Here is a 24,339-nt window from a genome sequence, read left to right on the forward strand (position 1 = left end):
AGGATTCTATTCGTCGTCGCTACGGCGCTCGCGGTGGAACTCGGCGGAGCCACCGTGGTCGGCGATGTGGGCCGCCGCACGGTCGGCGCTGGCTTCGAGTTCGCTCTCGGCGGTCTTGTAGTCGGGTGCCTGCACGCGGATGCGGTATTCGGGCGACCCCACGTACGTGACGTCGAGTTCGACCTCGTCTGGAAGGTCGCCGTTGCCCTCGGCGGCGTGGAGCGCCTCGCGGATGACGTCGACGCCGGTGCTGTCGGAACTCGTGAGATCGACGTAGCCCGCGACCGTCACGTACGGCACCGAGACGTTCTCGCGGGCGGTCTCGACGATGGCATCGATCTCGTCGTCCGAGAGGTCGGTGTCGGCGAGCGCGTCCGTACCGCGGATGGCCGCCTCCTCGAAGCCCGCGTAGAGCGAGCCGAACTCGGCGAGGAACTCGTTGGCGACGGTGGCGTACTGCTCGTCGGCGATGTCCTCGCCGAAGGCGATGGTCATCCAGTTGTCGGCTTTCTGCTCGGATTTCCACTCGCGGACCGTCTCCGAGCGCTGGTGGTCGTTGACGTCCTTAAGCGAGAGGTCGATCTGCTGGGAGCCCTCGTCGACCTCCAGTACCTTGGCCACCACGGTCTGGCCGACGCTCACGTGGTCGCGGACGTTCTTGATCCAGCCCGAGGCGACCTCGGAGATGTGGACGAGTCCGCGCTTGTCCTCGTACTCGGAGAGGTCGACGAACACGCCGAAATCGGCAATCTCGTCGACCTTCCCCACGACCAGTTCGCTCGGGTCGGGCCAGCCGCTGTACTTCATTGGGCCGTGGATTCACCCGCGATGGTCTCGGTCGCCTCGCGGCGCTCCACGCTCTCGACGACCTCACCCTCGAAGACGGCCTTCCCACTGGTAGGCGTGGCGAGCGTCGTCCCGCAGACCGCACACGCGACCGTGCTCGCGGCCTTACCGAAGACGGCCTGTTCGTTCTCGCAGTCCGGACAGCGCACGGAGTAGAAGTTGCCCGCCATGATTACTCCTGAAACTCGATGCGGCCGGCGCGCCAGCCCTCGCGCAGGTGGGCGTTGCCACACTCGCCACAGCGGTATTTGAGGTTCGTCTTCTTCGTGGGTTTGTCCCCACCCGGCACCTTCGAGAACTTGCCGGCGTTGCCGATGACCGACGTGCCGCGCTCGCGCTGTCGGTCGATCCACTTCATCCCCGTCTCGCGGCCACTGCGGACTTTCTCGACCTCGTGTTCGTGGTGTTCGTGACAGTTCGGACAGTACGTGTTGAACCGGCGTGGTATCTGCATAGCTACTGCGCGTCGCTAACGGGCGGGCGGATAAAACCCGTTTGGTCTGGCGGGACCCAATCGCGACGGCTTCGATTCACTCGACCGGAACCCGTCGTTTGCCGGTGAAAGCGTTTTTGTCGATCGCGGCGTCGTACGAACGATGAGTTCACCAGACATAAGCTGTCGTATCTGTAACGAATCGTTCGGAAGCGAGGAATCGCTCAACGAACACATGGCGGAGGAACATCCCGAGCAGGGGATGGCCTGAACCCGACTTCCATGCCCGTCCGAAGCGCTTAGGTTTGCGTCGGCTGACGTACGGGTATGAGGCGGCTCATCATCAACGGCGACCCCGACGTCCGCAAGGGGGGCGTTATCGACCTCGACGGCGAGGAGCTGGTCTGTTTCGGCATCAGCAGGCAGGGCGAGTGGCACGGCCCGGACCGCCCGCAGTTGTGGTGCACGGTCGGAACCGAAGACGAGACCGAGGCCTTCGAGCGCCGCGAGTTCATCCCGATGCATCTCGACGTCGAGACCGTCGACGCCGAGTCCGTCGAGGTGCGAAAGCGCAAGGGCGAACTCACGATCTAACCGACCCGCTGTGAGGCAATCGTGAAGGGGTCGGGTCGCCGACGGCTGGTCCTGTCCGTCCTCGTGGTCGCCATGCTCGTCCTCGCGGCCGGCTGTGCCGGTCTCACCGAGCGCCCGCTCCCCGACGACCTCGCGGGCTACGCGGGCGACCCCGACAACCCCTACGGCGACCGGAATCTGACCGTGGCGGTGACCACCACGGATTCCGAGCGCTCGTTCGGCCCGCTCGTCCGCGAGGCGTTCGAATACTGGGAAACACACGACCAGCGGTATCTGAACTACTCGGTAAACGTCACGCTCGTGGCGAACGAGAGCGACCCCGACATCCGCGTGTCGTTCGTGCCGCGGGTCGCCCGCTGTGGCGAGGTCGCAAACGCCGCCGGCTGTGCGCCCGAGATCACCGACCCCGCACAGACCGGTGAGACCGTCGCGGTTCGCGCGCTCGACAACCTCTCGGCGAACTCGACGGTGCGCGTGCTCGAACACGAGTTCGGCCACGCACTCGGTCTCAGTCACGGCGACCCGCCGCGGGAACTGATGGCGACGCACACGACGCTGACGAGCCTGCCGAAACCGAACGCGAGCGAGCGCGCGCTCGCGTGGAACGACTCGATGCTGTCGGTGTACCTCACCGACGACGTTTCGGAGAGTGAACGCGAACAGATCGACCATGCGCTCGACTACTACGAGCGCGGCGCGGATGGCAGAGTGCCCGAAAACGTCTCCTTTCGCGTCGTGGCGGGGTTCGAGAACGCTGACATCGTGATTCGCCCCGCCGAGCGCTCGCCCTGTGCGTCCGAACGGGGGTCGTGTGGCTCGGTCTTCGGCAGCGACAGCGACGGCGACGGCGCGCTCGAACGGTACGTGCGCCTCGAAATCACCTACACCGACCTCGATACGGGGACCGTCGGCTGGCACGTCGCGCGCTGGCTCGGTCTCGGCTTCGGCATCGAGAACGAATCGGCCTATCCGCCGATACTGCGCGAGGGGACGAGCTACGACGATCGCCGGAGCGACTGGTGGCGATGAGTCTACCGTCGGTCGGAACCACTCCAGCAACCGCCGCTCGATGGACGAGAGGCGACGGCCGGAGACATCGTCTCGAAGAGCGGCGGCGTTCCGACCGTCAGTATCAGGGCAGCGGTCCCCACTCGCGGCGGCGAATCGAGTAGCTTCCACATTCCGGACAGACCTGTCGGCGGTGCTCGAAGCCGGCCCCACAGTTGCGGCAGACGTACTCCGTTTCCTCCGTGGTTCGACCGAGTCGGTTCCTGAACCGGTCGAGATAGCGCATCGGCGGACACTCCCGTCTGACGATGACCCACAGTCGATAAATACTTTTCCGAGAAAATCCCGGATTCTCCGTCTCGTGTGGCCTGTGACGACGATCTACGCCCGGAAGCCCTCCTCCCAGCGGAAAAGGCCGCTTCGCTGTATCACGTCGCCGTCGATTTCGAGGCGTGAGTCCTCGCCCATGTCGGTGATCAGGTCGACGTGCACCGCGCTGTCGTTGCCCGTTTCGCCGTCGGGCAGGCAGGCGTCGTAGGCGCGCCCGAGCGCCAGATGCACAGTTCCATGCATCTTCTCGTCGAACAGGATACTGTCGGTCGGGCGGTCGATGCCGCGATTCATCCCGATACCCAACTCGCCGAGTCGCCGTGCGCCGTCGTCGGTATCGAGGAGTTCGCCGACCACATCCACGTTTCCTGCGGCGTCGTAGTCGACGACCGCGCCGTCGTTGAAGGTCAGTCGAACGTCCCGAACCCGCCGTCCACGGATGGTCATCGGCACGTCGAAGGTGATCTCGCCCTCGGTTCCGTGGGGCGCGGTGAACACCTCGCCGCTCGGGAGGTTGTGTGAGTCGTCGGCGACCGAGGCGGTGGAGTTCACGGCGGTTCGGCTCTCGATGGACATCGTGATGTCAGTCCCCTCGCCGACGATACGGACCTCGCTCCCGTCGTCGAGGAGCGCTTTCAGCCCGCGCATCTCCTCGGCGAGCGCTTCCCAATCGCGGAGCACGGCGTCGTAGACGAAATCGATGTAGGCTTCGTGGCTCATGCCGGCCTGCTGGGCGAGCGCGCGAGTGGGATGCACGGTCGAAACCCAGTCGGTGTCCATGCGCGCCTCCCGAATCCCCTCCCGTGCGGTGGCGTAGGCAGTTCGTATGTGGCCCGGCACGTCGGCCATCGCGCTCGTGTTCCGTCCGCCGCCGAGCGAGAGGACCACGTCGGCGTTCTCGTAGAGCGCGCGCTCGTGGGCGGGGTCGGCGTCGAATTCGTCGTCGTGCGCTCGGAGATAGGCACGGTCGATCTCGTCCGAAGCGTACGTCGTCACGAGGTTCGCGCCGCGCTCGCCGAGTTCCGCCGCGACGGCGACCGCGAGATCGTGTGCGCCCGGGGCGACGTCGATGACGATGTCGTCGCCCGCCTCGATACGTGCGCTCCAGTCGACCAACGTCTCCGCATGCTCGGTGATGCGCTCGTCCATGCTATCGGATGGCGCGAGGCGATCAAAAACCCATCCACACGGCGTGGCGTCACAGTTGGCTCGATTCCTCTCCCACCCAGCGGGCAGTCGTCGCGCTACCCGCGCCAGTCGCTGACGTGCTCGGTCTCGTCGACCCGTACGTGAGATTTGTTCGTCTTGCGTATCCACGACGCGAACTTGCGCATCTCCTCGCTCTCCTTGAGATCCGCGACGGTGTTGAAGCGGTGTTTCAGTTCGTGGTTGGTGAAGACGGCGTGAATCTGACGGTGACAGGGGTCACAGATCGGAGCGACCGGGCTTTCCTTGCGGTTTTGCGGCGTCAGGTGGTGTCTGGTCGTCTCGACGGCGCGCTCGCAGATGGCGCATTCGCCCATGCTCTCGGTTGGTGTCGGCCGTTCATCGGTGTGTCGCCGGAGTGGGGTCGACTAGGCGAGCGTCACGTCGGCGAAGCCGGCGAGGTTCCCGCTCTCGGCGCGCGAGACGGCATCGTAGGCGTCGACGAACCCGCTGCCGACGTTGTACGACGTGTACTCGTTCGTTGCGTCCTCGGCCTCGGCGGTGAGCGTGTTCAACAGCTCCATCGGCGAGACGTCGCCCGTGTTGTTCTCGCGGTAGGCGTCCACGGCGAGCGTGGCGATGCCAGCCGTCGCCGGACAGGCCATCGACGTGCCACTGATGGTCGCATAGAAGAGGCGGCCATCGCCGGCGCTTTCGGCACCCAGCAGGTCCCCGGGCGACATCGTGCTGACGATGGCGTTGCCGGGCGCGCCGATGCCCGGCCGGTAGAGACCGAGTGGTTCAGAACTGCTGCCGGTGTCGTAGTAGCTTCCGAGGTTGTCGAGTGCGCTCTGGCGGTCCCAGTTGTCGGGCGTGTTGGCGCTGCTCTGCTTGCGCCCGCGCGATGAGAAGTCCGTCACCGCTTTCTCGTCGTTCGTCGCGGCGACGCCGAGCACTTGGGGTGCTTTGGCGTATTGGTTCAGCGTGTTCGTTCCTGGTCCCGAGTTCCCGGCCGCAAAGACCGACAGGAGTCCCTCCTGATAGGCCTCCCACGTCGCCGTGTTGAGCGCGCTGTCGGGGTCGAAGTCCTCTCCATTCGAGGAGCCGTAGGAGTTGCTGACGATCTTCACGTCCGAATCGCCGTCCCGAACCCGTTTGAGGAGGTGGTCGTAGGCGGCAGCCGTCTTCAACACCACGAGGACCGCGCCGCCCGCGTATACGTCGAGATCGGCCTCGGGAGCCATTCCGCGGAACTTGCCGTCGCTCGCCGACCCGTCGCCGGCGATGGTCCCCGAACAGTGCGTGCCGTGGCCGCCACCATCGGTGTCGACGATGCCGACGTCCGTCCAGAGCGTCGGCGATCCGAGCGGGTTGCCGATCCACTGCCAGTTGTGCGCGACGTTCTCTCGGAGGTCCGGGTGGTCGCCGTCGACGCCCGAGTCGATGACCGCCGTGTGGACGCCCGCTCCCTCGTATCCCGTCGAGAGACCGCTACCGCTGTCCGACTGGACCTCGTCGGCGCGGGTGACCTTTCTGGAATCGTCGTTGTAGAGTTCGAGTTCCTTGTTGCGCTCGACCCGGCGAACGCCGTCGAGGTCGGCGAGTTCTTCCAACAGACCGCCGCCGACCTCGGTGTAGCCGATGGGCAGGACGTCGAACTTGTAGTAGCCGTTTGGGAGGGCGAAATCGGCCAACTGGTCGACCGCGTCGTTCGACTCGAAGACGACCAGCGCCTCCTGGAGCGCGTCGCTCGTGAGGTCGAACGCACTGTCGACCAGCGACGTGGACTCCGCGCCCGCGACGCCGCTGAACGGCAGCGCCGCGGTGAGGCCCGCTACACCCGTCGCTTTGACGAACGTCCGCCTGTCGATTGCGTCTCGCATGGGACGAACCCCCGTCCTGCACGAGCAATTCGGTTCTGCCCGATCAGTACGGCTTTTTAAATATTCGTTCGGGTGGAACGGTGCTCGTTGGGTCCGTTCCGTACCCGCTTCGAGTGGCCGTCGAGAAGCGCCGCCCGCGCGTCAGTCGAGGAAGGCGGGCGCGACCGTTTTCTCGTCGCGTTCGCGTTCGAGGTGGTCGCGGAACTCCTCGACGGCGACCCCGTCGCGTTCGCGCTCGGCGCGGTCACGGACCGACACGGTCCCCTCGCTCTCCTCGGTGTCGCCGACGACGAGCATGTAGGGAAGACGGTCGTCGTGGCCCGCCCGAATCTTCCGCCCGACCGTCCACGAGCGGGTCTCGACCTCGGTGCGGAACCCATCGAGGTCGGCGGCGACCGCCTCGGCGTAGTCGATGTTGTCGTCGCTCACCGGCAGGATTCTGACCTGCTCGGGCGCGAGCCAGAGTGGGAAGTTCCCGTTGAAGTGCTCGATGAGCACCATGAAAAAGCGCTCGTAGCTGCCGTAGAGCGCCCGATGGATCATCACCGGACGGTGTTCGTCGTTATCCTCGCCGACGTAGGACAGATCGAAGCGCTCGGGCATGTTGAAATCGAGCTGGACGGTTGGTCCGTCCCAGACCCGCCCGAGCGCGTCCTCGAAGGCGAAGTCGATTTTCGGCCCATAAAATGCGCCGTCGCCCTCCTCGACGTCGTAGTCGTAGCCGCCGTCGTCGAGCACAGTACGAAGTTGGGATTCGGCCTGCTCCCAGAGGGCGTCGCTGCCGACCGATTTCTCGGGGCGGGTCGCCAGCACGAGTTCGGTATCCAACCCCACGGTGTCCATCACCTCGAAGACGGTGTTCATGATGGTTCGAATCTCGCTCGCGATCTGGTCGGGCCGGACGAACAGGTGGCCGTCGTCGATGGTGAACGACCACGTGCGCGAGAGGCCCGAGAGTTCGCCGTGCTGTTCTTTGCGGTAGACCTTCCCGTCCTCGAAGTATCGGACCGGGAGGTCACGATAGCTCCACGAGTGGCCGTCGAAAATCGTCGCGTGACCCGGACAGTTCATCGGCTTTAGCCCATATTCCTCGTCGTCCACGTTGAGCAGGAACATGTCGTCGACGTAGTTCTCGTAGTGGCCCGACTGTTTCCAGAGTTCCGTCCGAAACAGGTGGGGGGTTTCGACCGGTTCGTAGCCGGCGTCGAGGTTGAGCGAGCGCGCGTACCCTGAGAGTTCGTCGAGCACGCGCTTGCCGTTCGGGTGATAGAGCGGCAATCCCGGTCCCGTGGTCTCGTCGACCGAGAACAAGTCCATCTCCCGACCGATCTTCCGGTGGTCGCGCTCCTTGGCCTCCTCACGGCGATCGAGAAACTCCTCCAATCCGTCTTGGGTCGGGAACGCCGTCCCGTAGACCCGCGTGAGGGTTTCGTTCTCTTCCTCGCCGCGCCAGTACGCCGCCGAGGTTTCGAGCAGTGCGAAGCCACCGATCTCGCCCGTCGATTCGACATGGGGCCCCTGACAGAGGTCGGAGAACTCGCCCTGTTCGTAGAAGCTCACAGGGTCTTCGCCGGCGGCTTCCGTTTCGAGGATGTCGCGCTTGAACGGGTTGTCCTCGTACATCTCGAAGGCCTCCTCGCGCGAGCGCTCGACGCGCTCGATGGGGAGGTCCTCGTCGATGATGCTCTCGGCTTCTCCCTCGATATCGCTCAGATCGTCCTCGTCGAGGTCCACGTTTGCAATATCGTAGTAGAACCCGTCGTCGGTCCACGGCCCGATGGTGAGTTGCGCCTCGGGGTGGAGTCGCCCGAGCGCCTGTGCGAAGACGTGCGCCGCCGAGTGCCGGAGCACGTCGAGATACTCGTCGGACTGGTCGGTGACGATCTCCAGTCGGCTGTCTTCCTCGATCGGTTCGGCCGCGGCGACGAGGTCGCCATCGACGACGCCCGCGATCGTATCGCGGCCGAGACCCGGTCCGATTTCGTGGGCCACGTCCTCGACCGTCGAGCCAGACTCGACGTGCAGTTCGGAGCCGTCCGGCAGCGTCACGACGACATCGCTCATGGATTGAATAGATTCCACGCGGGGGATAAGCCTGTTGAGACTCTCCCACCCTCCTCAGACGGCTTGTCCAGTAAGGCGGAGCAGCTGGGCGGCGCGGTCGGCCTTGGCGAGGAACACTTCTCGAAACGTCGGCGGCGTCTCGATGCGAGTCTCGTCGAGCAGCGACTCGGGCACCCAGAGCGTGTCGCGGGGTACACCGCCGTCACCGTGGACGGTGAAGTGGCTCGTTTCGAGCTTCATCACCAGCGGGAGGTCGGTCCGCTCGATACCCTCGCCGGCGGCGTACAACTGTTCGTTGAGCCGCTCGTGGGTGGTGCGCTGGATGAGCGCGCCCGCCCCCTCCTCTGGCGTGGGTTCGATGGAGAGCCGGCCGACGTAGTAGCCACGGGAGAACCGTTCGAACATACTATGTGTGTCAGTACCACACAGCCAGTCATAAACGTTTCTGCGGGTCAGCCGTTGCCCCAGTCGGAGATGCCGAGCACGGCGTCACAGTCCGGACAGGTCCAGACCTTCGGCGTGCTCGCGGCGTCTGCCTGTTCGAGTCGCTCCGCCCAGACGGTGATGTCGGCCTCACAGTGCGGACAGTGCGCCATTCGAAATCATACCACAGGGCGGCACTTGTAGTTTCTGGCAGTCCGCCCGTGGATACAACGAGCGACTGGGGCGAACGGCCAGCGCGCTTTTACTCTCCCGCGACCGAGCGACCGGTAGTGAACACGAACGCCGTCGCGGTCGCCTTCGTTTCGGTGCTGCTCTGTGGGTTCGTGGGTATCGGTATCAGTCCACAGGCCGGAACGGCTCGGACGACCGCCCAGCCCGCGGCCGGGGACATGGGGAGCGACGTCTCGGTGTTCATGCAGCGCGGCGTCGCGGCGGCCAACGGCTCGGTCGACTCGGGGATGTGGCTGGCCGCCTTCGACACCGCCGAGAACCAATCGCGCAAGGAGGTGCTCGTCACCCAGCGCGCGGCGACCCTGCGCGTGCGCCTCGCTCGGCTCGAAACCCGCATCGAGGAGTTTGCCGAGGAAACCGACCGCTCGGTCGCCCGGCAGGCACGCCACGCTCGCCTCGTCGCCGACCGTGACGCCCTCAGCACCGCGGTCGGCGAGGCGAAGACCGCCGCGGCGAGCGAGGGCGTGAACGCCTCGGGACTGGACCGACTCAGTCAGCACATCGAGGGCCTCTCCGTTCCCGCGGCGTCGAACGGCACGAGCGGCCCCGTCGAAACGACAACCGACGTCGCCGGGTCGCCCACGGAACGGACGTCGGCGGCTCAGACAACGTTTTACCCATCGAGCACTAACTTCGAGTGAATGGACTCCGCGGCGCTGCTCGACCTTCTCGGCAACGAAAACCGCCGGCGCATCCTCGGACTGCTCGCCCAGCGGCCGTGGTACGTCACCGAAATCAGCGACTCGCTCGGCGTGAGTCCGAAGGCCGTCATCGACCATCTCCGCAAACTGGAAGAGGCCGGACTCGTCGAGAGCCGTGTCGACGACGGCCGCCGGAAGTACTTCCGCATCGCGCGCAACCTCAGACTCGAAGTGAACGTCTCACCGTACGAGTTCGGTGCCAAAAGCGCCTATCCGGCGAGTTCGAGCCTCGACCTGACGACCTGCCGGTACGTCTCCATCGACGTTTCGAGGACCGAGACGAGCGACCTCGCCGAACTCGCCGCCGACCTCGAACGCTTCGAACAGTTGGAGGACGAACTCTCGCTGGCCCAGCGCTGGGTACAGGGTCGGCTGGCGTCGCTGCACGACACGCTCACCGACCGCCTCGAAGACCGACTGAACACGGAGCGGTTCGCCGACCACGGCGACGCGCGCTTCTGTGCGGAGGTGCTGGGCGCGATCGAGAGCGGGGCCGACACCGCCGACGCGCTCGCCGAACGGTTGGGCGTGCCGCTGCCGGTCGTCGAGGACGCGCTCGATCTGCTTTCGACGAACGGTCTCGTCCGCCGTGAGAACGGGCGCTGGACGGTCGAATAGTTTGTTTTTAGGTGCCAACTACGGACACTCCAATGTGATTTATATATTTGTGGATGTAACGATCAGCAATGAACGAGCCGCTTCCGAGAATCGGCTGGGCGATATTCGGACTCATGACGGCTGGAGTGGTTCCGTTCGTCCTCGAAACGCCCGCGGCTGCCGTCGCAGTTTCGTTACTCGCTCTCGGCTCGTTCTACATCGCAGCGAAGGGATCGAACCGTCCGGGAGTTTCGTAGGAACTCGGAGAGAGGATGGTCTCGGCTGATGGGCCGATTACAGTTCGCGCGTCAGCCCGTCCCGGAGGTCGCGCCCGAAGTAGTGGCCGGCCAGCCCGGCGAGCAGGCCGACACCCGCGGCGATGGCGATCACAGGAACGCCCACCCCGGCGATCGTCAGCGCGAAGTAATCGAGCAGCGTGCCGGCGGCGGGTACGAGTGCGCCCGCCAACCCGGCTTCGAGGTAGTGGCGGCGCTCGCTGGCCGCGCCGAGGACGAACGTGGCGACGAAGACGCCGACGTATCTGAGTACCGCACCGAGAACCGGGACGAACCCCCCGAGAAGGACGCCGACGGCCACGAGCGCGAGCGCGACGAGAAATGCCCGTGGCGAGAAAACCCCCTGAATGCGCTCGCGCGTCGTCGGTCCGTCGCTCGCCGGCGTCCGCTCGGGTTCGCCACCCGCGTCGTCGGCCGTGGTCCGCTCGACCTCCGCGAGCAACTCGTCGGTGTCGCGGGTCGTCGTCCGTTCGCCGGCGCGGTCGGCCATAGTGAAACCAGTGTCCCGAGCGGCATGGACCTTTCCCCGCCAGCGGGTCGAGTCCCCCGTCAGTCGCCGAGCGCGGTCAACTCGTCGACGTCGGGGATCGACTCGTTCGCGGCGGTGATCTGCTGCATGCGCTGGCCGTGCTTGCTCGTGGCGTACTCGACGAGTTCGCCGGTCTGAACGCCCGGCTCGTCGCCGTCGTAGTCGGGAATCGACGCCTGCACCAGCGGGAGCAGTTCGCCGACGGTGTTCTCGATGACCGACGCCTCCACCCGTCCGCTCTCGACGAGTTCCTTGAGTTTCGCCATGCCGAAGCCGACGTGACGACCCTCGTCGCTGCGAATCGAGGTGAGACCCTCGACCAAGCCGGGGAGGTGGGGCACGTCGGGATAGGCCTCCGCGTCGAACTGGCGCGTGAGACCGTAGTAGCCGGTCTGAGCGAGGATTCCCTCGACGGTCATGTGGTAATGTGAGTACGCCTTCGCGCGGTTTGCGGGCGTGTCGTCGTCGAGTAGTCGCGCCATCGCGCGCTCGTTGCGCGCGAACAGTTCGTCGTACTCGTCGGAGAACCACCGGTCGTCGGCCGGCGAACTGCGCTCGACACCCCGATCATCCTCGGCCGGCTGGATGACTTCGCGCCAGTAGCGATCGAAGAAGTCGGCGTGTTTGGCCTCCTCGTAGAGCTGTGTCGTGATGAACAGCTGGTCCTCGAAGTCGTCGAGGACGACCGCCAGCGGCGCGAGGTCCTCGGCGACGGCGTCCTCGCCAGCGCCGAACAGCGCGAGCGCGCGTTTGAGTCCCTCGAAACCCACGTCGTCCAGGTCGACCATCGCCTCGCGGTCGGCGGTGAGGTCGATGTCGTGTGGGTCCCAGTGTTTCTCGACGGCGTGGCGGTAGTATCTGAACGTGCGTGCGTCGGTGTCGATGTGCATCGGCGGTTCGGTCTGCGACATCTCGGGAAGACTACGGGCCGAGGAGTCATGAACTTCCTGCCACCGCGACGGCGCTATTTATATATCGACATGGAGTTCAGCGGCGCGACCGACGGAAGGACGAATTGAAGTCCGCGAGGCGGGTAGTCAGGGTATGAATCCGGGCGACCGCGTCCGTCTCGAACACGATGGACGGACCCACGAGGGCGTGCTCATGCCCGCCACGACCGCCGAGCGCGCCGTGCTCAAACTCGACGGCGGCTACAACGTCGGCATCGATAGGAAGGGAAGCGAACTCGAAGTCATCGAGGCGGGCGTCCACGACGTCGGCGGCGCGGACGCCAGCGAGTCCTCGCGGGTGGATTTCGACGACGACTTGCCGACCATCGCGCTCGTCTCGACGGGCGGGACCATCGCCTCGACGGTCGACTATCGCACCGGGGCCGTCACAGCCAGATTCGACGCCGAGGACGTGCTTCGTGCGGTGCCCGATTTGGCCGGACGGGCGAATTATCGAGGGAGAGTCGTGGCGAACATCCTTTCAGAGAACATGACGCCCGACGTCTGGCAGGACCTCGCCCGCGCCGTCCACGAGGAGATCGAGGCGGGCGTGGACGGTGTGGTCGTGATGCATGGTACGGACACGATGCAATTCTCGGCGAGCGCGCTCGCGTTCATGCTCGACACCCCTGTTCCAGTCGTCTTTACGGGGAGCCAGCGCTCGGCCGACCGGCCCTCCTCGGACAACGTGATGAACGCCGTCTGTGCGGTCGAGGCAGCCAAAAGCGACTGCGCGGAGGTAATGGTCTGTATGCACGCGAGCGACTCGGACGACCGGTGTGCGCTCCACCGGGGGACCAGAGTCAGGAAAAATCACACCTCCCGGCGGGACGCCTTCGAGACCGTCGGCAGTACGCCGCTCGGCCACGTCGAGTATGACACCGACACGGTGAACTTACACGAAGAGCATCGTGAGCGCGGCGCAACCAACCTCGCCGTCGCGTCGACCCTCGAAACGGACGTCGAACTCCTCAAATTCACGCCCGGCACGAGCGAGCGCGTGCTCGATGCGGTGGGCGAGAGTGCGGGTCTCGTCCTCGAAGGCACGGGATTGGGCCACGTCCACACCGACTGGATTCCCCGTATCGAGGAGTTGATCGAGGGAGGAACGACGGTCGTGATGACCAGTCAGTGCCTCTCGGGACGGGTCTGCGACCGCGTCTACGATACCGGCCGCGACCTGCTCGATGCGGGCGTTATCGAGGCCGGAGACACCCTGCCGGGCACCGCGAAGGTGAAACTGATGTGGGCGCTGGCGAACGAGGAGGACATCGAGAGGGTGATGGGCGAGTCGCTGGCCGGCGAGTGTACCGAGCGCTCGGTGCCCGCCGAGAACCTGGTCGAGGGAGGTCGTGCGCAGTGAGCACGGGAATCCACATCCGGCAGGCTCGCCGAGAGGACTACGAGGCGGTCGTGGCGTTTACCCGGGAAACGTGGGCCGACCGCGAGGCGAGCGATTACATCCCCGAGATCTATCACGAGTGGATCGCCGGCGACGGCGACGGTCAGCGCACGTTCGTCGCCGATACCGGCGACGACGTCGCGGGCATCTGTCAGGGCGCGCTGCTCTCAGAACACGAGGCGTGGGCACAGGGGATGCGCATCAACCCCGACTACCGGGACAGGGGACTCAGCACGAAACTGAACGACGCGCTGTTCGCGTGGGCGCGTGAACGCGGCGCGACAGTCTGTCGGAACATGGTCTTCTCGTGGAACGAGGCGGGACTGGGCGGCTCGCGCGCCGCCGGGTTCGATCCCCGCATGGAGTTCCGCTGGGCGCATCCCGAACCCGACCGCGACGGGTCCGAATCGACCCTCGACGTCGTCGCCGCGCCCAATGCGGCGTGGAGTTGCTGGCAGCGCTCGCAAGCACGGGGGGCGCTCGCGGGACTCGCCCTCGATACGGACGAGTCGTGGGCGGTCTCGGAACTCACTCGCGAGCGCCTCCGCCGGGCGGCCGACGAGACGCGGGTGTTCACCGTTCGGGGGGCGGACGGCACGCGCGGGATGGCCTACCGGGTGCGCGATTACGAGCGCGAAGAGAACGGGGAAAACGAACACTGGGCGGAGTACGGCGTCGGCGCATGGGACGACCTCGACGCCGCGCGGGCGCTGTTCGACGCCATCAGTACGGATGCCGCCGAACTCGGTGCCGACCGCACGCGAATCCTGATTCCCGAGACGCCACGGCACGTCTCGGACGCCGCGGCCGCCCGTGTCGCGGTGAGCGGCGAGCCGGATTTCGTACTCGAAGCAGACCTCTCCTGAATCAGTACGCCCACGATAGCGCCGCGAGCGAGCCGCAGGCGAGCGAGCGGCACGTGGCTTCGCCTGGCGGATGAAGGGCGAGGGCGCGAGTGCAACGAGCGCCCGAGGGCTTCGACGGTGCGGTTGTGATGGGGGACGATGGCGTCAGTGCGAGCGAAGCGAGCGCGGTTCGCCGCTCGCGCGGTTTGCGGGCGGGAGTTTTTAGCCGAGGTTTTTGCGAGGAGTGGTTCGCGCGAAGCGCGAACCCGACGAAGTAAAAAAGTCGTTAGTAATGCCACGGTACGTCGTCGAATTCTGGGTCACGGCCCTCCATGAACGCCTCCCGTCCCTCTCGGGCTTCGTCGGTCATGTAGGCGAGTCGAGTCGCCTCACCGGCGAAGACCTGCTGGCCGACCATGCCGTCGTCGGTCGCGTTGAAACCGTATTTGAGCATCCGGATGGCGGTCGGCGACTTTCCGTTGATGCGCTCGGCCCATTCGAGGGCTGTGGATTCGAGGTCGTCGTGCGGGACGGCTTCGTTCACCATGCCCATCTCGGCGGCCTCGGCGGCGTCGTAGGTCTTCCCGAGGAAGAAGACCTCGCGGGCTTTCTTCTGGCCGATCTGTTTGGCGAGATACGCCGAGCCGAACCCGCCGTCGAAACTCGCCACGTCAGGGTCCGTTTGCAGGAATTTTCCGTGTTCGGCGCTGGCGATAGTGAGATCGCAGACAACGTGGAGAGAATGACCGCCGCCGACCGCCCAGCCAGGCACCACACAGATGACGGGTTTGGGGAGGTGGCGAATCGCGCGCTGGACTTCGAGGATGTGGAGCCGGCCGGTGTTCTCGGAGTCATCCTCGCCGTCGTCGTATTCGTAGCCGGAGCCACCGCGAACGGACTGGTCGCCGCCCGAGCAAAAGGCCCAGCCGTCGTCCTTCGGCGAGGGACCATTTCCTGTAAGCAGCACGCAGCCGACGTCGGTCTGGCGTTTCGCGTGGTCAAGGGCGGTGTGGAGTTCGTCGACCGTCTTCGGGCGGAAGGCGTTCCTGACTGCGGGGCGGTCGAAGGCGATGCGCACGGTACCAGAATCGGCCGCTCGATGATAGGTGACGTCGGTGAAGTCGAATCGCTCGACGTGCCGCCAGCGGTCGGGATCGAACAGTGCCGAAACCATGATCGGACTCCAGTCGCACGGTCGAAAAACCTTCGTGATTCGACGCCGGGCCGGTAACGTGGGGTGAACTCCGTCCGCGAGTCGGCGGCGATCGCGAACGCCGCCGTCGTTCGGCAACTCGGGTTTGCGTGGGCGATATGCGCACCGGCAAGCCCAGAGGTTAAGTGTATCAGTCCGTGTTGTTTCAGCGCTACAGCGATGCAATCGCACGATGCATTCAATCGAATGAGAGTATCGTCTCTTCAGCGCACGGGCGCTGTCGAGATCGATACGGGAGAGTAACACGTGACAACACGACGCGAATTCCTCAGATATGGTGGCGCAACGGCCGCAACGGCCGGCATGGGCGCGACCGCGGGCTGTACGGCCGTGCTCGGAGCCGACACCAACGCGGTGAAGGTGAGTTCCCAGCGCTTTCCGGAGGCCATCCTGCTCAGCTACATGGCCATCGAATCGCTGCGGGCGAACACCGATCTCACGGTGGTCGACGAAACCTCCCTCGGCGGCGACCCGATGAACTTCCGGGCGGTCAAAAGCGACGAGACCGACATCTGCTGGATCTACACCGGCACCGTCTGGACACTCATCCCACCGAAAAAGGAGAAGATCATCCCCGATTCCGGGCGGCTCTACGATCTGGTCGAACGACAGCTGAAACGCCAGCATGGCCTGTCGTTCCTGAACCCGGCCCGCTTCAACAACACCTACGCCCTCATCGCCGAACCGGAATGGATGGAGAAAACGGGCGTCAAGAGCGTCAGCGGCTTCGGCGAGTACATCCAGAACAACCAACTGAACACCCCGATGGTGCTCGGCATCTCGTTCTCCCAGCGTGCCGACGGCTGGCCGGGACTGGTCGACCACTACGGCTTCGGGAAGGCCGCCTCGAACCTCAATATCCGCACCGCCAGCTCGTCGCTCACCTACCAGATAATCGATAGCACGCGGGCGAGCGTCGGGATGGGGTTCACGACCAACCCACAGCTCCGCCAGTACGACCTCAAAATCCTCGAAGACGACGAGGACTTCTTCCCGATATACAACCCGGCACCGCTGACCAACGACATTATCGAACGGGAACCCCAGATCCGCGAGCCGCTGAACGCCATCGGACCGACGCTCACCTACGACAAGATCGTTCGGCTCAATAAGTTGGTACAGATCGAGCAGAAGGATCCTCAACGGGTCGCCCGGCAGTATCTCCGCTCGGAGGGACTGATATGAGCGTCGTGACGTTCTTCCAGAGTCTCGTTCAATTCGCACTCGACAACAGCGACCGGCTGTTGCGGCTGTTCGGCGAGCACGTCGTGCTCACCATCGAGACGCTGCTCATCGCGTTGCCGATCGCCATCCTGCTCGGCATCGCCATCAGCTACAACGAGCGGGCGGCGACGATCGTCCTCTGGATCGCGAGCGTACTGCTCACGCTACCGGCCATCGCCTTCTTCGGCGTTCTCGTGCCGATTCTCGGCATCGGGACACCCCCGGTCGTCGCCGCGCTGGTGGCCTACTCGCAGCTGCCGATCATCCGCAACACCTACCTCGGCATCACGCAGGTCGATCCCGCCGCCGTCGAGGCCGGCACGGGTCTCGGGATGACCCGGTTCGAGCGCCTCCGGCGCGTTCGCCTCCCCGTGGCACTCCCGGTGGTGATGGCCGGCATCAGAAACGCCGTCGTCCTGCTGGTCGGGCTGGCGACCATCGGTGCGTTCATCGGCGGTCCCGGGCTCGGCTTCTACATCTTCTACGGCATCAATCAGGGCAACACCGCGATGATCGTCGTCGCCACGGTGGCGGTCTCGGTGCTGGCGCTCGCCTTCGACTACCTCTTTGCCGTGACCGAACGTGGTCTTCGCCTGCGCAACGGCGAGGACCTCGAACCGACCTACACGACACGACTGTTCGACGCGATTCGTACCCAACTCCAATGATCCAGTTCGACAACGTTCACAAGCAGTACAGCGACGGCACGCAGGCCGTCAACGGGCTCGACTTCGAGGTCGAGGAAGGGACGACCACGGTTCTCGTGGGTCCCTCCGGCTGCGGGAAGACGACGACGATGCAGCTGGTCAACCGCCTCGAAGAGCCGACCGAAGGCACGGTCTACTACGACGGCACCGACGTCCAGGACCTCTCGGCGACCGAACTCCGCCGACAGATCGGCTACGTCATCCAGGACATCGGACTGTTCGACCACATGACCATCGCCGAGAACGTCGCTACGGTGCCCGAACTCAAGGGCTGGGACGAGGAACGCACCGACGAACGGGTCGACGAACTGCTCGAACTGATGGGGCTGCCCCCGGAGGAGTACCGCGACAGCTACCCGACCGAACTCTCGGGTGGGCAACAGCAGCGTGTCGGCGTCGCCCGCGCGCTCGCGGCCGGTCCCGACGTCATGTTGATGGACGAGCCGTTCGGCGCGCTCGACCCGATCACCCGCGAGAACCTCCAGGACGAGTTCCTCGACATCCAAGAGGAGATCGAGACGACGATCATCTTCGTCACCCACGACATCAACGAAGCCCTCAAAATGGGCGACAAGATCGCCATGATGAACGAGGGTGAACTCGTCCAGTACGACACGCCGACGGCGCTGCTCGAAACGCCGGCGACGAAGTTCGTCGAGGACTTCATCGGGCCTGACCGCACCCTGAAACAGCTGCGCGTGCTCCGGGTGGGTGAGATCATGCGGACCGATATCCCCGACGAGCACAGGGATGTGGTCGACGCGTTCGAACCCGACAACACGGTGATGGCCGACGGCGGCGAACTCATCCCAGTCACGCCGACCGATAGCGCGCAGGTCGCGCTCTCGCGGTGTATCCAGGCCGGCGTGCGGGCGCTCCCGGTCGTCGAGGGTGGCGAGGTCGTCGGCGTCGTCACCGAAGAGGACATTCGGGGCTATCACGCCGAGAAAGCCACCGAGGAGACCGCATGAGCGTCGTCAGTCTGCTCGCGGAGGCGTGGGCGTACCTGCTGGCGAACTCCGGGACGTTCTTCGACCTGCTCCGCGAGCATCTCACGCTCGTGTTCGTCTCGGAGGCGCTCGCCATCGCCGTCGCTGTTCCGTTGGGGATCCTCGCGACGCGCAACGAGCGGGTGAACACGGTCGTCTCGACCGCCGGCAACGTCGCACAGACGGTGCCGACGCTCGCGGTCATCGCGCTCGTGTTCCCGATACTCGGGCTCGGCTTTCTGCCCTCGGTCGTCGGCCTGTTCGCCTACTCGCTGCTGCCGATCCTCACGAACACCATCGCGGGCATCGAGAACGTCAGTGACAGCACCGTCGACGCCGCCCGCGGGATGGGCATGACCGACGGGGAGATACTCCGGAAGGTCAGCCTGCCGCTCGCCCTCCCGGTGATCTTCGCCGGCATCCGCACGAGCACAGTCCTGAACGTCGGCTCGGCGTATCTGGCCTTCTTCATCGGCGGCGGTGGTCTCGGCGTCTGGGTCATCGGCGGCATCAAACTGTTCGACACGGCGCAACTGCTCGCCGGCGCGATTCCGGGCGCACTGTTGGCCATCGCGCTCGACGCTCTGCTCGGCCTGGCTCAACGACGACTCGGCACCGAGACCGCGAGCGGCCAGACCGCGGCGGCGGCCTGATCGCTTTCGTTTCGAGTTTCAATCGAACGTATCGAGAACGCGCTCGTGGACCACCTCCCGGAAGCGATGGCTTCGCGCCGAATCGAACGTGACCTCGATGACCTGCGTGCCGTCGCTGCCGAGGGAGGCCCGGTAGGCGTCCAGAAACGTCGCGCGGTCGTCGGCGCGAACGAACTCGAAGCCGTACAGTTCACCGATGGGCGCGAAATCCAACCCGTGAGGGGTCTCGAACTGCTCGAACACCGATTCGAACTCGGCGATGGGCAACATCCGAAAGATGCCGCCGCCGTCGTTGTTCACGAGGACGATGGTGGCGTCGACGCCACACCGTGAGAGCGCGAGCAGGCCGTTCATGTCGTGGTAGTAGGCCACGTCGCCGAGAACGAGGATCAGGGGGTCGTCGGTCGCGCTCCCAGCACCCAACCCCGTAGAGAGGATGCCGTCGATGCCGCTCGCGCCGCGATTACCCAACACCGTGAGGTCGCCGTCGTGCGGTTCGCCGAAGCGGTCGGCGTCGCGCACAGGCATGGAGTTCGAGACGAACACCGTCGCGGGATCGGGAGCCGCGGCGAGAACATCATTCGAGATCGTGCCCTCGAAGAACTCCTCGTCGTGGGCGTCGTCGAGGAGGTCCCAGTAGCGCCGTTCGGCCGTGGCGAACCGGTCGCGCCACTCGTCGCTCGCGCCCGTCTCGACCCGCCCCGCGAGGTCGCGTGCGAGCCGGTTCGGGTCGGTGACGAGCAGGTCGCTTGCGGTGAAGGTCGCTTCGCGCCACTCCCCCGCGGGGTCGACGAGGAACTGGCGCGTGCCCGCCTCGCGGGCTCCATTGCGGAGATATCGCCTGAGCACCTTCGAGGTCGGCGATGCGCCGACTCTGAGAACGGTCTCGGGATCCGGCCACCCATCCACGTCGAGATAGGAGTCGTAGCCGCCGCAGACGAGCGTGTCAGCGAGCTGCGGGCCGAAGCGCAGCCCCGAGAGTGGGTCGGCGAGAATCGGAAATCCAGTTTGCTCGGCGAGTGCGGCAATCGCCGCGGCGTCGAGGTCCGTGCTCGGCCCGGCGATGAGCAAGCCACGGTCGACCGCGAGCGCGTCGGCGACCCGCGAGAGGGTGCCATCGTCGAGCGCGGGACGACCCTGTCTGATGTGGACGAACGGCCCATCACGACCGGTCGCACCGAGCGGCGCTTCGCGCTCGAAGTCGTCGGGCACGTCGCCCGATACGGGGACGGGTTCGAGCGGTTTGCGGAACGGAACGTTCAGATGCACGGGTCCGGCCGGCGTGCCCGTGCTCGCGGCGAGCGCGCGGGCGGCGGTGACGCGCAACGAGCGGAGTTTGCGGCCGTCCGCCTCGGGTTCGGGAAGGTCGTGATACCAGCGGACCGCCGACCCGTACAGTTTCTGTTGGTCGACGGTCTGATTCGCGCCGCTGTCGCGCAGTTCGGGCGGGCGGTCGGCGGTCAGCACCACCAGCGGGATACGGGCCTGATTGGCTTCGATGACCGCCGGATGGAAGTTCGCGGTCGCGGTGCCCGACGTCGAGAGCAGGGGTGTGGGGTCGCCGGTGCGTTTGGCGCGCCCGAGTGCGAAAAACCCCATCGAGCGCTCGTCGAGGTGCGAAAACACCTCGATGGCGGGATGGTCGGCGAACGCCACCGTCAGCGGCGTCGAGCGGCTACCCGGCGCGACACAGACCGCCGAAACGCCCTGCGCCGCGAGTTCGTCGACGAAGACCTCGGCCCAGAGCGTATTGCGATTGGGCCAGTTCGGGTCCCGGCTCATCCGTCGAGTTCGTCGAGTATCGGTCGGAACTTCGGGGCGAGTTCGGCCCACTCCTCGTCGGGGTCGGAATCGCCGACGATGCCGTTGCCCGCGAACAGCGTCGCCTCGTCGCCGCCGGCGACCGCCGAGCGGATGCCGACGACGAACTCGCCGTCACCGGCGGCGTCGAACCAGCCGATCGGCGAAGCGTACCAGCCGCGATCGAACGGCTCGGTCTCGCGGATCACGGTTCGGGCGCGCTCGGGCGGGAGACCGCCGACCGCCGGCGTCGGATGCAGCGCCTCGACCACATCGAGGACGTGGATGTCGTCGTCGAGCGTCGCCGAGATCGGTGTTCGGAGATGCTGGATGTTGGAGAGTCGCTTGATCTCGCGCTCGCCGACGGTGATATCGCCGAGGGGTTCGAGACGCTCGCGGATGGTGTCGGTGACGAGCGCCTGCTCGTGACCGAGTTTCGCGCTCTCGTCGAGCGAACGCGCGAGTTCCGCATCCTCTTCGGGTGTGTCGCCGCGCTCGACCGACCCCGCGAGCGCCTCGGTGGCGACCCGTTCGCCGTCTATCCTGACGAGTCGTTCAGGAGGTGGACCGAAAAATCCCTTCTCCTCTGTGGGCTGGACGAGAAACCGATAGCAGTCGGGGTAGGTCCGCCGGAGGCGTTCGAGCGTGTCGGGAACGTCGATTGGCGCATCGAGACTCGCATCGAGCGCGGTGGCGAGCACGACCTTCCGGAGGTCGCCGTCTCGAATGGACGCGACGGCGCGCTCAACGCTTGTGACCCACTCGGATCTGGTGGTCAGTCGGCGGGTGGCGGCGATACCCGGTCGCGCGCCGCTCGGGCGCATCATCGGCAGCCCCGTGAGTTCGTCGTGGGCGGCGTCGAGGCGTGTCTCGACCGATTCGGGAGTGGCGTCGGTGTCGTACGAAGCGACGCTCAGCCACGTACGGTCGTCCGCACGTGTCAGTTGGATACTGGGTAGGACGAACAGTGCTGCCGGGAATCCCGTCCACGGCAGCGCTGGCGCGTGGTCGGCCTCGAAGGCGAGTCCACCGATGAGGCGGGGACGGGCCGCGGGCGGGCCGTCGGCGTCGACGTCGGCGAACAGCGCGTTGGCCGTCGCACGGAGCGTGTCGAAGCGGGCTTCGCCCTCGGCGCGAACGATGGCCGCCGCGCCGCCGCCGGCGAGTTCGAGACCGTCGGGCGTCGCCCACGCGACCCGCGGGGCCGACTGAGCCGAGAGAAACGCGCGGAACGAGCAGTCGTCGATCTCGCGGGTGCGACTCACCAGCCGCCCGTCGCCGACGTCCGGTGGGCGCTCTTCGCGTCCTGCCTGTGCCATCACTCGAAGGGAGGTGCGGCAGGCTCTTGAGGGTGTCCGTTGTGCGTTCGCGTGCGCTCGTCGGCGTGATTCGATCGCTGCGTGTTCGGGACACGTCGGTTGGCACGAACGCCACCGAGCGGCGGAATTACTCGTTTCGGAACATTGTTTTGATATCGTGAAATCGTGAATTGTCTTTCCACGGGTAGAGTTTTCTCGATACGAATGAATTTCCCCGCCAGAGTTAAATACCACTCTACCGAAGCCCCCGATGTTCCGATGGCTAAAGTAGAGATCACGATCCCGGAGCAGCTCGAAATGCAGATCGCACGGATGGTCGAGGAGGGGGAGTTCCTCAACCGACAGGAGGCCGCCGAGGAGCTGCTTTCGACCGGGATGCGGGCGTATCAGACGAGTGGGCCGATGGACGACGAGGACGAACCGGGTCTCGAAGACGACGGCATGATGGGCCACGAGGACGAATACGTCTTCTGAGGGCGTCGTGAGGACAACCGTTAAACCGAGCGCGCCCGTTTAGTCCACCAATATGCACAAAGAGGAACTTCTCGACCTCCACGAGGAGATGGTGACGATCACCGAGTTCGTCAACGACCGCGAGGACGTCGACCCGGAGCTGTTCGAGACCTACGAGAAACTCGACGTCACGCCCGACGACGTCCACAAATCGAAAAACGAGCACAAACACGCCGTCTTCATCCTCGGCAACGCCCTCGCCGAGGCGATGAGTGACGACGAGTTCTCCGACGCCGGCCGCATCGGCAAGCGCATGCGCGAACTCGCCACCGACGCCGAAGGCAAGCTCTGAGGGCAGTATCACGGCGCGCCGCCGAGTCCCGGTGGCTATTTCACCCCACGCGAGCGAGCCGTGAGCATGGACGCCGACGAACTCATCGAGCGCGCCCGCGAGGCAGCGACGAGCGCCCACGTCCCCTACTCCGAATATCGGGTCGGGGCGGCGCTCGAAACCGCGGACGGAACGGTCTTTCTCGGCTGTAACATCGAGAACGCGAACTACTCGAACAGCCTCCACGCCGAGGAGGTCGCCCTCGCCGAGGCGGTCAAGAACGGCCACCGCGACTTCGCGCGCCTCGCGGTCACCTCCTCCGAGCGCGACGGCGTGCTTCCCTGCGGGATGTGCCGCCAGAGCCTCTCGGAGTTCTGCGCCGACGACCTCCGGGTGCTCTGTGACGAAGGCGAATCCAGGAGCGAGTACCGACTCGGCGAACTGCTGCCGGATGCGATCTCGGCGGCAACGTTGGGCAAATAGACAAAGCTACACGGCCTAGTGTTCCGAGTGGAGTTCACCCGAGTCAGATCGCTTCGCGTCTCCGATAGAGATAGACGGGAACCGTGATGTAGAAAAAGAACAGTCCGACCAAGTACAGCCATGTGGTCGGGTTCCATGAACTGTGACGACGAACGTATCGAATGTCGAGATAGAGAGCGACTGCAACGACAATCAGTAAAATCCCGAAAACAGTTTCGGCCGCGCTGTTGACTGCCCCGAGAAAACCGATATTCGTCCCGTCCGATAGCACACCGATGAGGAGAGCTGTGAATGCAAGCCCAGTAGCCTTGAGCAACGTGCTGTACCAATCGCGTGCCCGTACCGCTCTCGCGAGCAATCCGTCTTCGCTCTCCGCTGATGCGATGGCACTCGCGTGAGACTGTGCGCTCTGTGTTTCGTTGTCCGACTGCGCTCCCTCTACTTCCCCTATATCGTATTGTTCCAGAAGGTCTTCAGCGCCTAGCTCATCAACCATCGAGACAAGATCGTCGCCATCGACCAATTTCACGTTCAACTCTTCTGCCCGCTTCTCGGCTGCCCGCGTAAACGTGTTGGTAGTCGCGATGACGACTGAATCGACTCCCGATTCTTGCTGTTTCAGACTCGCATATTGTTGAATAGCGGGACCACTGACCGTGGTGTTCGGTCCGTATCGCTTCGCCTGAATAATTGTTTTCTGTGGATACGGGTTCGGTTTCGTCGCAACGACATCTATTCCAGCATCAACGGATGCTTGTGAGACGTTACATTCCCAGCCCATTCGTTCCCAGAGGTCACCGACAAAATATTCGAAGTCGTAGTCGTCCATCCGTTGCAGACGATTTTTGACAGCGACTTGCATCGGATA

At 65.2% G+C, this 24,339-nt stretch carries 31 protein-coding genes; 15 read left to right on the forward strand and 16 right to left on the reverse strand.

The annotated features are described in order from the left end of the window. Positions 1 to 6 precede the first annotated feature (6 nt). The 3 genes from ACP97_RS08865 to ACP97_RS08875 are packed head-to-tail and all read right to left on the reverse strand — an operon-like array spanning position 7 to position 1,300. Complete coding sequence (locus ACP97_RS08865; RefSeq protein ID WP_049997477.1) at positions 7 to 807, reverse strand: translation initiation factor IF-2 subunit alpha; 801 nt, start codon at positions 805 to 807, stop codon at positions 7 to 9. Next, entirely contained in the window at positions 804 to 1,016 is a 213-nt protein-coding gene (locus ACP97_RS08870; RefSeq protein ID WP_049997478.1) for a 30S ribosomal protein S27e, read from the reverse strand. The genes ACP97_RS08865 and ACP97_RS08870 overlap by 4 nt, the downstream gene beginning before the upstream one ends. Positions 1,017 to 1,018: 2 nt before the next feature. Beyond that, entirely contained in the window at positions 1,019 to 1,300 is a 282-nt protein-coding gene (locus tag ACP97_RS08875) for a 50S ribosomal protein L44e (protein ID WP_049997479.1), read from the reverse strand. 142 nt (positions 1,301 to 1,442) lie between these two features. Between ACP97_RS08875 and ACP97_RS19885 the strand changes: the two genes are divergently transcribed. From ACP97_RS19885 to ACP97_RS08885, 3 genes are read left to right on the forward strand one after another with little or no spacing between them, the layout of a single operon-like run. Then, entirely contained in the window at positions 1,443 to 1,550 is a 108-nt protein-coding gene (locus ACP97_RS19885; protein WP_152420480.1) for a C2H2-type zinc finger protein, read from the forward strand. Positions 1,551 to 1,606: 56 nt separating this feature from the next. Continuing rightward, positions 1,607 to 1,873, forward strand: a complete 267-nt coding sequence (locus ACP97_RS08880; protein ID WP_049997480.1) for an HAH_0734 family protein — start codon at positions 1,607 to 1,609, stop codon at positions 1,871 to 1,873. A gap of 21 nt (positions 1,874 to 1,894) precedes the next feature. Beyond that, complete coding sequence (locus tag ACP97_RS08885) at positions 1,895 to 2,902, forward strand: matrixin family metalloprotease (protein WP_336884756.1); 1,008 nt, start codon at positions 1,895 to 1,897, stop codon at positions 2,900 to 2,902. A gap of 103 nt (positions 2,903 to 3,005) precedes the next feature. Here ACP97_RS08885 and ACP97_RS20410 read toward each other — a convergent pair whose 3' ends face one another. From ACP97_RS20410 to ACP97_RS20415, 7 genes are all read right to left on the reverse strand, one after another. After that, positions 3,006 to 3,167, reverse strand: coding sequence for an FmdB family zinc ribbon protein (locus ACP97_RS20410; protein ID WP_202593589.1), 162 nt, complete (start codon positions 3,165 to 3,167; stop codon positions 3,006 to 3,008). Between the two features lie 95 nt (positions 3,168 to 3,262). Next, complete coding sequence (locus tag ACP97_RS08890; RefSeq protein WP_049997481.1) at positions 3,263 to 4,360, reverse strand: aminopeptidase; 1,098 nt, start codon at positions 4,358 to 4,360, stop codon at positions 3,263 to 3,265. 95 nt (positions 4,361 to 4,455) lie between these two features. Beyond that, entirely contained in the window at positions 4,456 to 4,734 is a 279-nt protein-coding gene (locus ACP97_RS08895; RefSeq protein ID WP_049997482.1) for a hypothetical protein, read from the reverse strand. A gap of 51 nt (positions 4,735 to 4,785) precedes the next feature. Further along, a complete protein-coding gene (locus ACP97_RS08900) occupies positions 4,786 to 6,240 on the reverse strand; it encodes a S8 family serine peptidase (RefSeq protein WP_049997483.1) in 1,455 nt (484 codons plus the stop codon). A gap of 141 nt (positions 6,241 to 6,381) precedes the next feature. After that, on the reverse strand, positions 6,382 to 8,304 hold the full coding sequence (thrS, locus tag ACP97_RS08905; protein ID WP_049997484.1) for a threonine--tRNA ligase: 1,923 nt from the start codon (positions 8,302 to 8,304) through the stop codon (positions 6,382 to 6,384). Between the two features lie 54 nt (positions 8,305 to 8,358). Continuing rightward, positions 8,359 to 8,709 carry a DUF5802 family protein gene (locus ACP97_RS08910; protein WP_049997485.1) on the reverse strand — a complete coding sequence of 117 codons (351 nt, stop codon included), beginning with the start codon at positions 8,707 to 8,709 and terminating at the stop codon, positions 8,359 to 8,361. 47 nt (positions 8,710 to 8,756) lie between these two features. Further along, the gene (locus ACP97_RS20415; RefSeq protein WP_202593590.1) at positions 8,757 to 8,900 is read right to left on the reverse strand and encodes a hypothetical protein; all 144 of its coding nucleotides are present in this window, start codon (positions 8,898 to 8,900) and stop codon (positions 8,757 to 8,759) included. Positions 8,901 to 8,948: 48 nt separating this feature from the next. Here ACP97_RS20415 and ACP97_RS08915 point away from each other — a divergent pair, with 48 nt between their 5' ends. The 3 genes from ACP97_RS08915 to ACP97_RS19890 all read left to right on the forward strand — a co-directional run bounded on the left by ACP97_RS08915 (position 8,949) and on the right by ACP97_RS19890 (position 10,534). Continuing rightward, complete coding sequence (locus tag ACP97_RS08915) at positions 8,949 to 9,620, forward strand: hypothetical protein (protein ID WP_154019984.1); 672 nt, start codon at positions 8,949 to 8,951, stop codon at positions 9,618 to 9,620. Continuing rightward, complete coding sequence (locus ACP97_RS08920) at positions 9,621 to 10,298, forward strand: metalloregulator ArsR/SmtB family transcription factor (protein ID WP_049997486.1); 678 nt, start codon at positions 9,621 to 9,623, stop codon at positions 10,296 to 10,298. A 68-nt stretch (positions 10,299 to 10,366) separates the two neighbouring features. Next, entirely contained in the window at positions 10,367 to 10,534 is a 168-nt protein-coding gene (locus ACP97_RS19890; RefSeq protein ID WP_154019985.1) for a hypothetical protein, read from the forward strand. 37 nt (positions 10,535 to 10,571) lie between these two features. Here the strand turns inward: ACP97_RS19890 and ACP97_RS08925 are convergent, their stop codons facing one another. Further along, positions 10,572 to 11,063, reverse strand: coding sequence for a hypothetical protein (locus tag ACP97_RS08925; protein ID WP_049997487.1), 492 nt, complete (start codon positions 11,061 to 11,063; stop codon positions 10,572 to 10,574). A gap of 59 nt (positions 11,064 to 11,122) precedes the next feature. Further along, positions 11,123 to 12,013 carry a ribonucleotide-diphosphate reductase subunit beta gene (locus ACP97_RS08930; RefSeq protein WP_049997488.1) on the reverse strand — a complete coding sequence of 297 codons (891 nt, stop codon included), beginning with the start codon at positions 12,011 to 12,013 and terminating at the stop codon, positions 11,123 to 11,125. A 133-nt stretch (positions 12,014 to 12,146) separates the two neighbouring features. On the opposite strand from ACP97_RS08930, the gene gatD reads away from it, so the two are divergent. Next, complete coding sequence (gatD, locus tag ACP97_RS08935) at positions 12,147 to 13,415, forward strand: Glu-tRNA(Gln) amidotransferase subunit GatD (RefSeq protein ID WP_049997489.1); 1,269 nt, start codon at positions 12,147 to 12,149, stop codon at positions 13,413 to 13,415. Beyond that, the gene (locus ACP97_RS08940) at positions 13,412 to 14,320 is read left to right on the forward strand and encodes a GNAT family N-acetyltransferase (RefSeq protein ID WP_049997490.1); all 909 of its coding nucleotides are present in this window, start codon (positions 13,412 to 13,414) and stop codon (positions 14,318 to 14,320) included. Before gatD ends, ACP97_RS08940 begins: the two co-directional genes overlap by 4 nt. 265 nt (positions 14,321 to 14,585) lie before the next feature. Here ACP97_RS08940 and ACP97_RS08945 read toward each other — a convergent pair whose 3' ends face one another. Then, a complete protein-coding gene (locus ACP97_RS08945) occupies positions 14,586 to 15,473 on the reverse strand; it encodes a 1,4-dihydroxy-2-naphthoyl-CoA synthase (protein ID WP_049997491.1) in 888 nt (295 codons plus the stop codon). Positions 15,474 to 15,758: 285 nt separating this feature from the next. Here ACP97_RS08945 and ACP97_RS08950 point away from each other — a divergent pair, with 285 nt between their 5' ends. Genes ACP97_RS08950 through ACP97_RS08965 form a run of 4 tightly spaced genes read left to right on the forward strand, consistent with a single transcriptional unit; the run spans position 15,759 to position 19,085 of the window. Continuing rightward, positions 15,759 to 16,697 (forward strand): glycine betaine ABC transporter substrate-binding protein, encoded by a 939-nt coding sequence (locus tag ACP97_RS08950; RefSeq protein ID WP_049997492.1) that lies wholly within the window; start codon positions 15,759 to 15,761, stop codon positions 16,695 to 16,697. Further along, positions 16,694 to 17,404 (forward strand): ABC transporter permease, encoded by a 711-nt coding sequence (locus tag ACP97_RS08955; RefSeq protein ID WP_049997493.1) that lies wholly within the window; start codon positions 16,694 to 16,696, stop codon positions 17,402 to 17,404. Before ACP97_RS08950 ends, ACP97_RS08955 begins: the two co-directional genes overlap by 4 nt. Further along, complete coding sequence (locus tag ACP97_RS08960) at positions 17,401 to 18,414, forward strand: ABC transporter ATP-binding protein (RefSeq protein ID WP_049997494.1); 1,014 nt, start codon at positions 17,401 to 17,403, stop codon at positions 18,412 to 18,414. The genes ACP97_RS08955 and ACP97_RS08960 overlap by 4 nt, the downstream gene beginning before the upstream one ends. Continuing rightward, a complete protein-coding gene (locus tag ACP97_RS08965; protein WP_049997495.1) occupies positions 18,411 to 19,085 on the forward strand; it encodes an ABC transporter permease in 675 nt (224 codons plus the stop codon). Before ACP97_RS08960 ends, ACP97_RS08965 begins: the two co-directional genes overlap by 4 nt. Before the next feature lie 18 nt (positions 19,086 to 19,103). On the opposite strand, the gene menD is transcribed toward ACP97_RS08965, so the two are convergent. Next, positions 19,104 to 20,867, reverse strand: a complete 1,764-nt coding sequence (gene menD, locus ACP97_RS08970) for a 2-succinyl-5-enolpyruvyl-6-hydroxy-3-cyclohexene-1-carboxylic-acid synthase (protein WP_049997496.1) — start codon at positions 20,865 to 20,867, stop codon at positions 19,104 to 19,106. After that, positions 20,864 to 22,204 (reverse strand): isochorismate synthase, encoded by a 1,341-nt coding sequence (locus tag ACP97_RS08975; protein ID WP_049997497.1) that lies wholly within the window; start codon positions 22,202 to 22,204, stop codon positions 20,864 to 20,866. Before ACP97_RS08975 ends, menD begins: the two co-directional genes overlap by 4 nt. Before the next feature lie 258 nt (positions 22,205 to 22,462). Here ACP97_RS08975 and ACP97_RS08980 point away from each other — a divergent pair, with 258 nt between their 5' ends. The 3 genes from ACP97_RS08980 to cdd all read left to right on the forward strand — a co-directional run bounded on the left by ACP97_RS08980 (position 22,463) and on the right by cdd (position 23,471). Further along, complete coding sequence (locus tag ACP97_RS08980) at positions 22,463 to 22,678, forward strand: DUF7120 family protein (RefSeq protein WP_049997498.1); 216 nt, start codon at positions 22,463 to 22,465, stop codon at positions 22,676 to 22,678. Positions 22,679 to 22,730: 52 nt separating this feature from the next. Beyond that, on the forward strand, positions 22,731 to 23,009 hold the full coding sequence (locus ACP97_RS08985) for a UPF0058 family protein (protein WP_049997499.1): 279 nt from the start codon (positions 22,731 to 22,733) through the stop codon (positions 23,007 to 23,009). A 66-nt stretch (positions 23,010 to 23,075) separates the two neighbouring features. After that, on the forward strand, positions 23,076 to 23,471 hold the full coding sequence (gene cdd, locus ACP97_RS08990) for a cytidine deaminase (RefSeq protein WP_049997500.1): 396 nt from the start codon (positions 23,076 to 23,078) through the stop codon (positions 23,469 to 23,471). Positions 23,472 to 23,514: 43 nt separating this feature from the next. Here cdd and ACP97_RS08995 read toward each other — a convergent pair whose 3' ends face one another. Then, positions 23,515 to 24,300 carry a restriction endonuclease gene (locus tag ACP97_RS08995; protein ID WP_161782622.1) on the reverse strand — a complete coding sequence of 262 codons (786 nt, stop codon included), beginning with the start codon at positions 24,298 to 24,300 and terminating at the stop codon, positions 23,515 to 23,517. Positions 24,301 to 24,339 lie beyond the last annotated feature (39 nt).

Source organism: Halococcus sediminicola, assembly GCF_000755245.1.
GTDB lineage: Archaea > Halobacteriota > Halobacteria > Halobacteriales > Halococcaceae > Halococcus > Halococcus sediminicola.

What these genes read in the sequence shown, in the direction of transcription:
- ACP97_RS08865 (WP_049997477.1), bottom strand. Translation starts at nt 807, where the DNA reads ATGAAGTACAGCGGCTGGCCCGACCCGAGCGAACTGGTCGTGGGGAAG.
- ACP97_RS08870 (WP_049997478.1), bottom strand. Translation starts at nt 1,016, where the DNA reads ATGGCGGGCAACTTCTACTCCGTGCGCTGTCCGGACTGCGAGAACGAA.
- ACP97_RS08875 (WP_049997479.1), bottom strand. Translation starts at nt 1,300, where the DNA reads ATGCAGATACCACGCCGGTTCAACACGTACTGTCCGAACTGTCACGAA.
- ACP97_RS19885 (WP_152420480.1), top strand. Translation starts at nt 1,443, where the DNA reads ATGAGTTCACCAGACATAAGCTGTCGTATCTGTAACGAATCGTTCGGA.
- ACP97_RS08880 (WP_049997480.1), top strand. Translation starts at nt 1,607, where the DNA reads ATGAGGCGGCTCATCATCAACGGCGACCCCGACGTCCGCAAGGGGGGC.
- ACP97_RS20410 (WP_202593589.1), bottom strand. Translation starts at nt 3,167, where the DNA reads ATGCGCTATCTCGACCGGTTCAGGAACCGACTCGGTCGAACCACGGAG.
- ACP97_RS08890 (WP_049997481.1), bottom strand. Translation starts at nt 4,360, where the DNA reads ATGGACGAGCGCATCACCGAGCATGCGGAGACGTTGGTCGACTGGAGC.
- ACP97_RS08895 (WP_049997482.1), bottom strand. Translation starts at nt 4,734, where the DNA reads ATGGGCGAATGCGCCATCTGCGAGCGCGCCGTCGAGACGACCAGACAC.
- ACP97_RS08900 (WP_049997483.1), bottom strand. Translation starts at nt 6,240, where the DNA reads ATGCGAGACGCAATCGACAGGCGGACGTTCGTCAAAGCGACGGGTGTA.
- thrS (WP_049997484.1), bottom strand. Translation starts at nt 8,304, where the DNA reads ATGAGCGATGTCGTCGTGACGCTGCCGGACGGCTCCGAACTGCACGTC.
- ACP97_RS08910 (WP_049997485.1), bottom strand. Translation starts at nt 8,709, where the DNA reads ATGTTCGAACGGTTCTCCCGTGGCTACTACGTCGGCCGGCTCTCCATC.
- ACP97_RS20415 (WP_202593590.1), bottom strand. Translation starts at nt 8,900, where the DNA reads ATGGCGCACTGTCCGCACTGTGAGGCCGACATCACCGTCTGGGCGGAG.
- ACP97_RS08920 (WP_049997486.1), top strand. Translation starts at nt 9,621, where the DNA reads ATGGACTCCGCGGCGCTGCTCGACCTTCTCGGCAACGAAAACCGCCGG.
- ACP97_RS19890 (WP_154019985.1), top strand. Translation starts at nt 10,367, where the DNA reads ATGAACGAGCCGCTTCCGAGAATCGGCTGGGCGATATTCGGACTCATG.
- ACP97_RS08925 (WP_049997487.1), bottom strand. Translation starts at nt 11,063, where the DNA reads ATGGCCGACCGCGCCGGCGAACGGACGACGACCCGCGACACCGACGAG.
- ACP97_RS08930 (WP_049997488.1), bottom strand. Translation starts at nt 12,013, where the DNA reads ATGTCGCAGACCGAACCGCCGATGCACATCGACACCGACGCACGCACG.
- gatD (WP_049997489.1), top strand. Translation starts at nt 12,147, where the DNA reads ATGAATCCGGGCGACCGCGTCCGTCTCGAACACGATGGACGGACCCAC.
- ACP97_RS08945 (WP_049997491.1), bottom strand. Translation starts at nt 15,473, where the DNA reads ATGGTTTCGGCACTGTTCGATCCCGACCGCTGGCGGCACGTCGAGCGA.
- ACP97_RS08955 (WP_049997493.1), top strand. Translation starts at nt 16,694, where the DNA reads ATGAGCGTCGTGACGTTCTTCCAGAGTCTCGTTCAATTCGCACTCGAC.
- ACP97_RS08960 (WP_049997494.1), top strand. Translation starts at nt 17,401, where the DNA reads ATGATCCAGTTCGACAACGTTCACAAGCAGTACAGCGACGGCACGCAG.
- ACP97_RS08965 (WP_049997495.1), top strand. Translation starts at nt 18,411, where the DNA reads ATGAGCGTCGTCAGTCTGCTCGCGGAGGCGTGGGCGTACCTGCTGGCG.
- menD (WP_049997496.1), bottom strand. Translation starts at nt 20,867, where the DNA reads ATGAGCCGGGACCCGAACTGGCCCAATCGCAATACGCTCTGGGCCGAG.
- ACP97_RS08975 (WP_049997497.1), bottom strand. Translation starts at nt 22,204, where the DNA reads ATGGCACAGGCAGGACGCGAAGAGCGCCCACCGGACGTCGGCGACGGG.
- ACP97_RS08980 (WP_049997498.1), top strand. Translation starts at nt 22,463, where the DNA reads ATGGCTAAAGTAGAGATCACGATCCCGGAGCAGCTCGAAATGCAGATC.
- ACP97_RS08985 (WP_049997499.1), top strand. Translation starts at nt 22,731, where the DNA reads ATGCACAAAGAGGAACTTCTCGACCTCCACGAGGAGATGGTGACGATC.
- cdd (WP_049997500.1), top strand. Translation starts at nt 23,076, where the DNA reads ATGGACGCCGACGAACTCATCGAGCGCGCCCGCGAGGCAGCGACGAGC.
- ACP97_RS08995 (WP_161782622.1), bottom strand. Translation starts at nt 24,300, where the DNA reads ATGGACGACTACGACTTCGAATATTTTGTCGGTGACCTCTGGGAACGA.